The 8902-nt window shown below is 68.8% G+C and carries 5 protein-coding genes; 2 read left to right on the forward strand and 3 right to left on the reverse strand.

Annotation, left to right across the window (positions count from 1 at the left end; genetic code table 11):
* The first annotated feature begins 103 nt into the window (after positions 1-103).
* Positions 104-2071: a hybrid sensor histidine kinase/response regulator gene (locus tag HB681_RS36975; RefSeq protein ID WP_213959880.1), complete on the forward strand. Its 1968-nt coding sequence runs from the start codon at positions 104-106 to the stop codon at positions 2069-2071.
* 7 nt (positions 2072-2078) lie between these two features.
* Positions 2079-2867, forward strand: a complete 789-nt coding sequence (locus HB681_RS36980) for a hypothetical protein (protein WP_213959881.1) — start codon at positions 2079-2081, stop codon at positions 2865-2867.
* Positions 2868-2912: 45 nt separating this feature from the next.
* Here the strand turns inward: HB681_RS36980 and HB681_RS36985 are convergent, their stop codons facing one another.
* The 3 genes from HB681_RS36985 to HB681_RS36995 form a co-directional block, all read right to left on the reverse strand.
* Positions 2913-3170 carry a DUF2442 domain-containing protein gene (locus HB681_RS36985; protein WP_213959882.1) on the reverse strand — a complete coding sequence of 86 codons (258 nt, stop codon included), beginning with the start codon at positions 3168-3170 and terminating at the stop codon, positions 2913-2915.
* Entirely contained in the window at positions 3142-3381 is a 240-nt protein-coding gene (locus tag HB681_RS36990) for a DUF4160 domain-containing protein (protein ID WP_213959883.1), read from the reverse strand. The genes HB681_RS36985 and HB681_RS36990 overlap by 29 nt, the downstream gene beginning before the upstream one ends.
* Positions 3382-3487: 106 nt before the next feature.
* Positions 3488-8827 carry a filamentous hemagglutinin N-terminal domain-containing protein gene (locus HB681_RS36995; RefSeq protein WP_213959884.1) on the reverse strand — a complete coding sequence of 1780 codons (5340 nt, stop codon included), beginning with the start codon at positions 8825-8827 and terminating at the stop codon, positions 3488-3490.
* Positions 8828-8902: the final 75 nt, after the last annotated feature.

The raw sequence follows: 8902 nt of genomic DNA on the forward strand, positions 1-8902 counted from the left end.
CGGCCACGCCGGCGACGGTGCGGGTCAATGCCACCGTCGCCCGGGCCCTCGGCCTGCGCCTGCCGGAAGAGCGCGAGCTGACCGAACGCGTCACGGCGGTGCGATGAAGGCCCGCAGCACGGCAGGGTCCACCCGCAACGCGGTGAGCAACACCGAAGCCGCCTCGCTGCAACAACAGCGCGCGCCGCTGGTCGTGCGCGGAAACCTGCAGCACGACCTGCTGCGGCTGGGACTGGTGCCCTGCGCCGTCGCGGCGCTGGCGCTCACCACCTGGTTCACGCAGAGTCGGCTCAGTGCGCTGGACGCGGCCTTCAACGCCGAAGGCCACGCCGTGGCGCTGCAGGTGGCCGCGATGTCGGACCTGAGCCTCTACGCGGGCGACCTGCCGGCGCTGCAGAACGTGGCCAATGCCGCCCTGCGCGGCGGCCAGGTCACCCGCATCGAGATCAGCAACAGCGCCGGCGTCTATGTCAACGCCGGGAGCAACACCGCGCCGGTCGACCAGTTGCGCGTGTACACCGCGCCCGTCACCCTGCGCGAGGCATCGCGGGCGACGGCCTTCTCGCCGGAGGGCGCCAGCTCCGCCGGGCAGGCGCCGATCGGACTGGTGCAGGCCTTTCGCGACACCACCAGCTACACCCGGCAGCGCACGCTGTCGCTCATGACGGGCATCGGCATCGCCCTGCTGACCTTGCTGGTGGCCTGGGCCGCCGTGCGGCACATGGCGCGCACCGTGACGCGTCCACTGCGCCGCATCTCCCGCACCGTGGCGCAACTGGAGGCCGGACAGTTCGACGCGCGCTGCGAAGTCGTCGGCAGCAAGGAGTCGCCCAAGCGCGGGCATGAACTGGCGTGGCTGGCGCATGACATCAACCGCCTGGCCGAGCGATTGCAGCGCAACCAGCAGATCAGCGAGGAGCGCGTGCGCGAGGCCACCTCGGTGGCGCTGGAACGCATGGCCGAGGCCGAGCAGGCCGCGCTCTCGCGCGCCCGTTTCCTCGCGGCGGCCAGCCACGACCTGCGCCAGCCGCTGCATGCGATGGGCCTGTTCATCGACGGCCTGGTCGCCACCGCCAGCGCCGCGCAACGGCCGGCGGTGCAGCGCCTGCAGGAAAGCACCGGCTTCATGGGCGTGCTGCTGGACGACCTGCTGGAGATCTCGCGGCTCGATGCGCAGGTGCTGACGCCGAGCGTGACCACCGTGCCGCTGGTGGCGCTGTTCGACCAGCTGGCGGCGCAGCATGCCGCGCAGGCCGCCGAGGCCAACGTGCGGCTGATCTGGAAGCCGCGCGGCTTGGCCGTGCGCAGCGATCCGGGCCTGCTGCAGCGCGTGCTGGGCAACCTGGTGTCGAACGCGATCCGCCATGCGCCCGAGCGCACCGTGATGGTGGTTGCACGACGCCGCGGCGAGCAGGTGCGCATCGAGGTGCGCGACAACGGCGTGGGCATCGCGCCGATCCACCAGGCGCGCATCTTCGAGGAGTTCTACCAGGTGGCCAACACCGAGCGCGACCGGCGCCAGGGCTTCGGCCTGGGACTGGCGATCTGCGCACGCATCGCGGCGTTGCTGGGCACCCGCATCTCGCTGCGCTCCGCCTTGCAGGCGGGCAGCACTTTCTCGCTCAAGCTGCCGCTCGCCGAGGCGGTGCCTGCACCGGTGCGCGTGCCCGAGGCCAAGCCGCCGTCGCAGCTCGCCGGCCTGCACTGCCTGGTGCTGGACGACGACCCGGTCATCCTTGACGGCAGCCGCACGCTGCTGTCGCAATGGGGCTGCCGCGTCGACTGCGTGGCCACGGCGGCCGAGGCGCAGGCCCTGATGGCCCGGCCCGGCAACCCCTTCGACGCGATCCTCTGCGACCTGCAACTGGCCGGCGACGACGACGGCATGACGGTGATCCGCAGCGCCCGCACCCTGCAACCCGATGCGCTGGCCGTGCTGATCTCCGGTGCGACCGGACCCGATGTGCTGCAGCGATTGCGCCAGGAAGGCGTGCTGCTGCTGACCAAGCCGGTCGCGCCGGCGAAGCTGCGGGCGCTGCTGTCTACGCGGCGGGTGGCGGTGTCGGCTTGATCGGCGCATGCTTCCCCTGACCGCGCTCCAAGGCATCCGCCCCTTCATCGCCACGCCCAACTACGGCGGCGTGCTCACGTCGATCTACGTGCGCAGCCTGCTCGGGCTGGTCAACCTGGCGTGGACGCATGGCTTCTCGATGCAGACGCGCTTTCTCGATGGCGACAGCCTGGTCACGCGGGCGCGCAACCGGCTCGTGGCCGAGTTCATGGCCGACACACGATGGACGCACCTGTTCTGGATCGATGCCGACATCGGCTTCGAGCCCGAGGCCGCGTTGCGCCTGCTGCTCGCCGGGCGCGAGGTGGCGGCCGGCGTCTATCCCTGCAAGACCGATGGCTGGCCCGCCGATGGCCTGCGCTCGGCGATGCCCGCAGGCAGCACGCGCGCCGACTTCGAGGCACGGCATGCGCAGTTCCCGTTCAATGCATTGCCGCAGCCGCGCACGGTCGACGCGGACGGCTTCGTCGAGGTGCTGGATGCGCCCACCGGTTTCATGCTGATCGAGCGTTCGGTGTTCACCCGGCTGGCCGAAGCCATGCCGGAACTGCGCTACACGCCCGACGCCTCGCTAGACACGCGCGCCGCCGGCTGGCCGCACTACCGCTTCTTCGACGTGATGGCCGAGCCCGGCAACGGCCGCTACCTGACCGAGGACTACGCGTTCTGCCGCCGCTGGCAATCCATCGGCGGGCGCGTGTTCGCGGACACGCAATCGCGGTTGGAGCACCAGGGGCTGCGGACCTATACGGGTGACCTGCAGCGTGCGCTGGAGGTGCGCGCGGGGAGGATCTGATCGAGCGGTGCAAGGCTCGACTGGATCAGTCAGCCCCGGTTTTTGTCAGCGCCTGGCCTTGGCGACTAGCGGAAACGCCTCAGGATGACGAATGGACTCCACGGAAAGGTCGATGTCCAGTTGAGGCCAGTACAAATGGCCCCGACTGGGCCATTCCACGTCCGTCAGTTGCTCGATAGTGGCGCGCTTGAACCAGGGGAATTCCGCAAACGGCACGAGCAGTTCCTCGCTGTCAAGAAGCAGCCAGAAGCCATGCTTGGACACATGGGTGACTTCAATTGCCGAAGTGGTGATTCCAGGCATTGCGTATCTCCTCAATATGAGCCTCGACAACGGCATGTGCCTCGCGCTGTTGCTTGGCTGACAAGCCCGTTTGCGTGGCCAAAGCGACTTGCGGCGTGAGCCAGAACTTTGCCTCGCCGTCGGGATGCGAGACATGCACATGAATGCGCTCTTCTTCCCGAGAGAAGAAGAACAATCGGAATTGCCCGTCGCGGACAACTGTTGGTGCCATCGCGCGACTGTAGCGGACTGCATATCCTGAGGGCTCATCAGGTCGCAACAACACAGGCGCCGCGAGCCGGAAGCGCCGGCTCCGTGCGGTTCACCTTGCGGCTCGCCTAGAAATCCGCACACCCATTGCGCCGATCCGTGTTGACGCAATTCAGCAGGTTCGGCCGCGAGCGCACGCGTGACCATTCACGCGCCAGCACGTCGCCGCCCTGGTCGGCGCGGTCACCGTCGAGCGCACCGCCGGCCAGGCAGATCGGCGCCTGGCCGAGGTTGCGATCGTAGACATAGGTGGTGGGCTCCTCGCGCACCACGTCCGGCTTTGGCAGGCCGGAGAAGTCCGTGCGCCTGATCGGTGGCGGAAGTGGCGGCGCGTTGGGTGGCGGCGGTGGCGGTGGCGGGGGCGCCTCCGTCACCGTCAAGCGCCCGGGCGTGACGGTGAACGCATAACCCGCGGGCGACACGAAGTTGACGCCATCGATCGTGTAGACGCCCGGCGGGCTGTTGCGGTCTGCCGCCGACCTGAGGGCGCCGCTGAACGCGGCATTCGAGTCGCTGAACATCAGCCCGCTCACGCTGAACACGAAGGGCGGGTTGTCGGTGCCGGCCACGCGCGACGCATTGGCGATGGCGACGACCGCCGTCGGTTGCTGCGCATAGATGAAGTGGTTGTCGGTGGTCGACACCGTCACCGTGCACAGGCCGAGGTAGGCGCAGTGGTAGTAGTTGGGCAGCGGCCCGGAGCCCGCCAGCCCGCCGCGCGTCTCGCCGACCCAGGTGTTTGCCCAGACGCGCCACGGCGCGCCGCTGATGGTGAAGTTGCCGGGGTTCTGGAAGGTGGCCGCGGCGACCAGGTCGGTGGACGTGGTGCTGCTCACGTTGCCGGCCAGCACGAGGTCGCCGGTCAAGGTGCGCACAAGCACCTGGTCGGCCGCCATCGAGGTGCTGGCGACGGGCTGCGGCAGGTTGCCGGCCGCATCGAATCCGGTGACGGTGACCGCGCCGATCGCGACGCTGTCGGCATCGACGTAAGTGAACCGGCCAGCCGCGCCGCCGCCGACCGTGTCGGTGCTGACGTTGTTGGCCGGGTTGTCGAGCACCACGTCGCCGCCGGTCGACAGCGCCAGCAGCTTGCCCGCCGTGATCGGCGCGCCCGCGGCCTGCGTGATGTTGCCGCCGCTGACGAGGCCGAGTTGCGTGGCCTGCACCGGCGCGTTCAGCGTGATGTTGCCCCCGCCGCCGTTCTGCAGCGTGAGGTTGGCAATGTTCAGGGGACCGACCACGTCGATGTTGCCGGCATGCGCATTGCTGCCGACGACGTAGGTGTCCGCCTGCAGGCGCGTGAGCGTGTCGGCCGAAATCGCGAAGCCGTTGGCCGCGGCGCCCCCCAGCGTGATGGGGTTGGCCGTGCGATCGACCGGCGTGACCACCAATGCGTCCGGCGTGCCCGCCACATCGACGCCGCCCGGACGCAGGTTCAGCACCGTGCCCGCGATGACGGTCGGCCCCTCGTCGTGCGCGCCCACCGACAACGCGTCGACGGTGCCGTCGTTCGCGGCGCGCAGCACCACGACGTTGTTGCCTGTGACGAGTGCACCGGGCGCACCGGGAATCTCCTGCGCGGGCAGGGGCGGCGTCGCAGCCGCGATCAGGACGCCCGCCGCGGCGCCTTGCGTTTCGCCGGTGATGGTGATGTTGCCGGTGCCGGTGGACGCGATCAGCGAACGGCTGCCCAGCAGCACGCCGTTGTCGGGCGCAGTGCCGGCGGCGCCGGCCAGTCGCAGGCCGTTCACCGTGATGTTGCCGTCGATGCTCTGGAGCGTTCCCGTCGAGAAGCCGGTTGCGCCATCGATCACCACGCCATGCCCCGGCGTGGAGAAGATGTTGCCGGCGAAGCTGCCAACACCGGTGAGCGTGATCCCGCCGCTGGTGGTGAAGATGCCGCTGAGCCCCTGGTTGGCGGTGATCTCGATGCCGGCGCCGAGGGTGCTGGTGCCGAGCACGTCGACGTTGCCGGTCGAGGCATTGAGGGTCGAGCCGTTGATGAGCACGGCGGCCGAGGTCGACTGGAAGCCGTCGGGAACCCGGCTGTCGCGCCCGACCAGCGAGATGTTGCCGCCCGGATTGGCGTCCAGGCCCTGTGAGTAGGTGTTGATGCCCGTTTCGCCATCCGTGGCCGTCACCGTGTTGCCACCGCGCGAGTCGACGGTCGCACCGGCGATGCAGACGGCGCAGCCGTCGAAGTCCAGCTTGCCCAGCGCGCCCTTCATCGCGATGTTGCCGCCGTTGCTGTAGATCGCGGCGCCGTTGAAGAGGCTCACCGATCCGGCGGCGCCGGTGGTCGCGGCGGAGTTGTTGGCATCGGCATTGAGCGTGACGTCGAGCGGCGCGGCGCCGTAGCCGGCGATGGTTCCGCCGAACATCGAGATGTCGCGGTTGGCATTGAGCGTGAACGAGCGCGGGCCCTTGTCGCCCGCGTAGGCGATCTGCACCGTGTTCATCGTGATCGACCCGTTGTTTGCCGGGCCGCCGGTGCCGGTGTTGATGGTCACGCTGCTGTTGACGAGGGCGTTGTTGATGTCGCCGTCCAGGATGGTCGAGTCGACCAGTGGCGTGAACGTGGAGCTGCCCAGTCCGGCGCCGCCGCCGTTGCCGTGGTTGATGGTCACGTTGAAGGGATCGATCAGCCAGGTGCCTGCCGTGCCGGCCGGCGCCGAGGCATCGACCGAAATCCCCTGGACATCGAAGGCCCCGCCCGAGGTTTCGATCTGGCCGCCGTTGCCTCCGCTCGCCCCGCCCTTCGCCTCGAACACGCCGTGGGCCTCGATCGAGGTATCGCCCCTGGCGGTGATGCTGCCGCCATCGCCCGTGGGCCCGGAGGCGCTGGCGACCATCACGGCGGTGTTGTCCAGCGCAAGCACGCCGCTGACCTCGGGGCCCGCGGCCCCGACCGCGTGGACGTTGATGGTGCCGGCCTTGCCCACGCCACTGCTGTCGAGCGCGACGACTTCCCCACCGTCGCCGTTGAACATCAGGACGTTGCGGCCCTGGACCGTGATGTTTCCGCCCGGCCCGGTGGTGCTGGCCGTGCTCAGGAGCACGCCGATGTCGTTCTCGGTAAACCCTGCTACGGAAAGCGGCGCCCCGCCGAGCGGGGTGCAGCAGGCATCCAGCCGAACGTTGCCGCCCTGCCCGTCCACCGTGAGGTTGCCGCCCGGCGCCGTCATCTGCCCGCGGTTGACGTCAACGGCATAGGCGTTGCCGAAGTTGGTCTGCACCGTCGGCGCTGTCGCGGGCCCGACGATCTCGAACTCCTGGCTGCCCGTGGTGCCCAGCACCTTGAGTTCCTTGCCGTTGCCTGCGGAGAGGTTCGCATCGATCAGGCTGACGCCGGTGCCGGCCGCATAGAGTTGGCCCACGTTCCCCGCGTTCGCGGTGATGCCGCTGATGTCGGCGGACGTGCCGTTCAGCGTCAGGTTGCCGCCGGTGGCGAGCGTGGTTCCGTCGATCGTGATGCCGCTGCCTGCGGAGACGAAAGTGGGCTGCGGATCGTCCTTCCCTACGTTGCGCGAGCTGCCCAGCAACGAGATGTCGCCCGTCGCGGCGTTGATTCCCGAGTTGATGACGACGTTGCCTTCACCGAAGAAGGTGGCCGCAGCCACGTCGATGCCCGACTCGCCGAGGCCGCCGCGTCCCTCGATGGCGATGTTGCCCGACCCTGTGGTCACTGTGCTGCCATTGATGCGCACACCCGGGGCGCCAAGGGCCTGAGTCCCGTTGCCCACCGGCACGACGAACGATTGGCCTTCGCCCCGCATGCTGATGTTGCCGCCTGCATTGCAGGTGTCCTGACCCATGCCGCATGTCGAAACCGTGCTGCGGTTCAGTTCGATCCCCGCGACCTGGGGCGGCTGCCCGCCCTCCCCGGGCAGCTGGACCGTGTCAGTGATGGCGCGCCCCGTCGCGGGTTTGCCTTGCCCATAGAAGTTGATGTCGCCGCCGTTGGTCTGGATCGTGGCGCCCATCGTCGGCCCGCCGGCTGCGTTGGTGGGGATATCTGCCGAGCCCAACACGATGTCCCCGCGTCGCGGGGGGAGTACGTCGACGACGACCGCGATCGCTGGCGCGGCATCGGACCCGGCCGAGTCGGAATCGAAATTGACATTCAGCGCACCCGACTTCGACACGATGCTGGAGCCGTTCTCCATCACGATGTTGCGCTGTGAATTGACGGTGAGCGTGGCCGCACCAAGACCCGCGTCCTTGAGCACCTGGCTGTCCTGCGCGAAGACGACGCCGCCGCCTGGCGAATCGCCGATCGCGGCCGCCTTGCTTTCGAGGACCACGTCGGTCCCCTTGCCGAGCGTGTTGCCGATCGTCTTCGTGTCCACGGTGCTGACCTGCGCGAAGGCAGTGGTCTCGTCGGGCGAGCGCACGCGCAGGTCGGTGTCGGCGGTCAGGGTCCAGCTCCCGTTGGCGCCGTTCGCGCCGCCGTGGGCATCGATGCTGACGGTGGGCGCCACGGTGACCGTGGCGCCCACGGTCGCAATGGTGCCGCCGCTGCTCGCATCCGCCGCACTGGCATCGAGCGTCCCGCCGACCTGGACGACGCCGCCGGCGCCTTCCAGCACGATCTCGCCATTGCGCTGCGTCATCGACTGCGCGCGCACCGTGCCCGTCTGGTTGATCACCGTTTGCGCCACCGCATCCATGCTGATGCCGGCTCTCAGGTTGACCCGCCCGCCATCGGCCTGCAGCGTGCCGGTGTTCTCGACCAGCGCCTTGGCCGCATCCGCGGAAACCACGAAGGTGGTGAGCCCGTCGCCATTCGCGTCGATGCCGATCTGCGCGGTGCGCCCCGACAGCAGGCCGATCGAGCCCTGCGCCACGTTGATCGTGCCGGTGTTGTGGACCTCCCCGCCGACCAGCGCCACGGTTCCCCGCGCACCGACCACGATGTTGGTGTCGTTGGTCACCTTGCCGGTGCTGTCGGCAACACCGCCGAACTTGTACTGGCCAGCAAGGAAATCCGCGGGGTCGATGGCCAGCGTGGAGGCCACCAGGCCGCCCACGTTGACGGACGAACCCTTGGAAAAGGTCACGCCGCTCGGATTCACCAGGAAGATGATGCCGTCGGACTTCAGCGTTCCCATGATCTGCGACTCGCCGCCGCCCAGCACGCGGTTGAGGATCACGCTCTTCGGACTGGGCTGTTTGAAGTACACAGAGTTGCCGACACCGATCGAGAAAGTGGCCCACGTCGCCACGTCGCGCGTGTTGAGCTTGCCCTGCGTGACCATGATCGACGGCGTGTCGGCGCCCGTGATCGAGAGATTGTTCGAGCTCGTCGTGAAACCCGACGGGATCTGCGCCAGCGCCGACCCGCATCCCATGCAGACCAGCGACAGCGCGAGCGGCCGCAGCGCCGGTCTCTTGTTGAATTGCTTCATGTCTGGCCTTTTCAGAAACTCTTCTGCGCCTGCACGAAGAGCCGCGGGTTGTGCCCGCCGCCGTCGGTGATGGCA

Origin of the sequence: Variovorax sp. dw_954, from assembly GCF_018449755.1 — a bacterium.
In the GTDB taxonomy this organism is placed as follows: Bacteria; Pseudomonadota; Gammaproteobacteria; order Burkholderiales; family Burkholderiaceae_C; genus Variovorax.

Excerpts from the sequence above, each read along its gene's own strand:
- HB681_RS36985 (WP_213959882.1), bottom strand. The coding sequence starts at position 3,170 with ATGCCTGGAATCACCACTTCGGCAATTGAAGTCACCCATGTGTCCAAG.
- HB681_RS36995 (WP_213959884.1), bottom strand. The coding sequence starts at position 8,827 with ATGAAGCAATTCAACAAGAGACCGGCGCTGCGGCCGCTCGCGCTGTCG.
- HB681_RS36975 (WP_213959880.1), top strand. The coding sequence starts at position 104 with ATGAAGGCCCGCAGCACGGCAGGGTCCACCCGCAACGCGGTGAGCAAC.
- HB681_RS36990 (WP_213959883.1), bottom strand. The coding sequence starts at position 3,381 with ATGGCACCAACAGTTGTCCGCGACGGGCAATTCCGATTGTTCTTCTTC.
- HB681_RS36980 (WP_213959881.1), top strand. The coding sequence starts at position 2,079 with ATGCTTCCCCTGACCGCGCTCCAAGGCATCCGCCCCTTCATCGCCACG.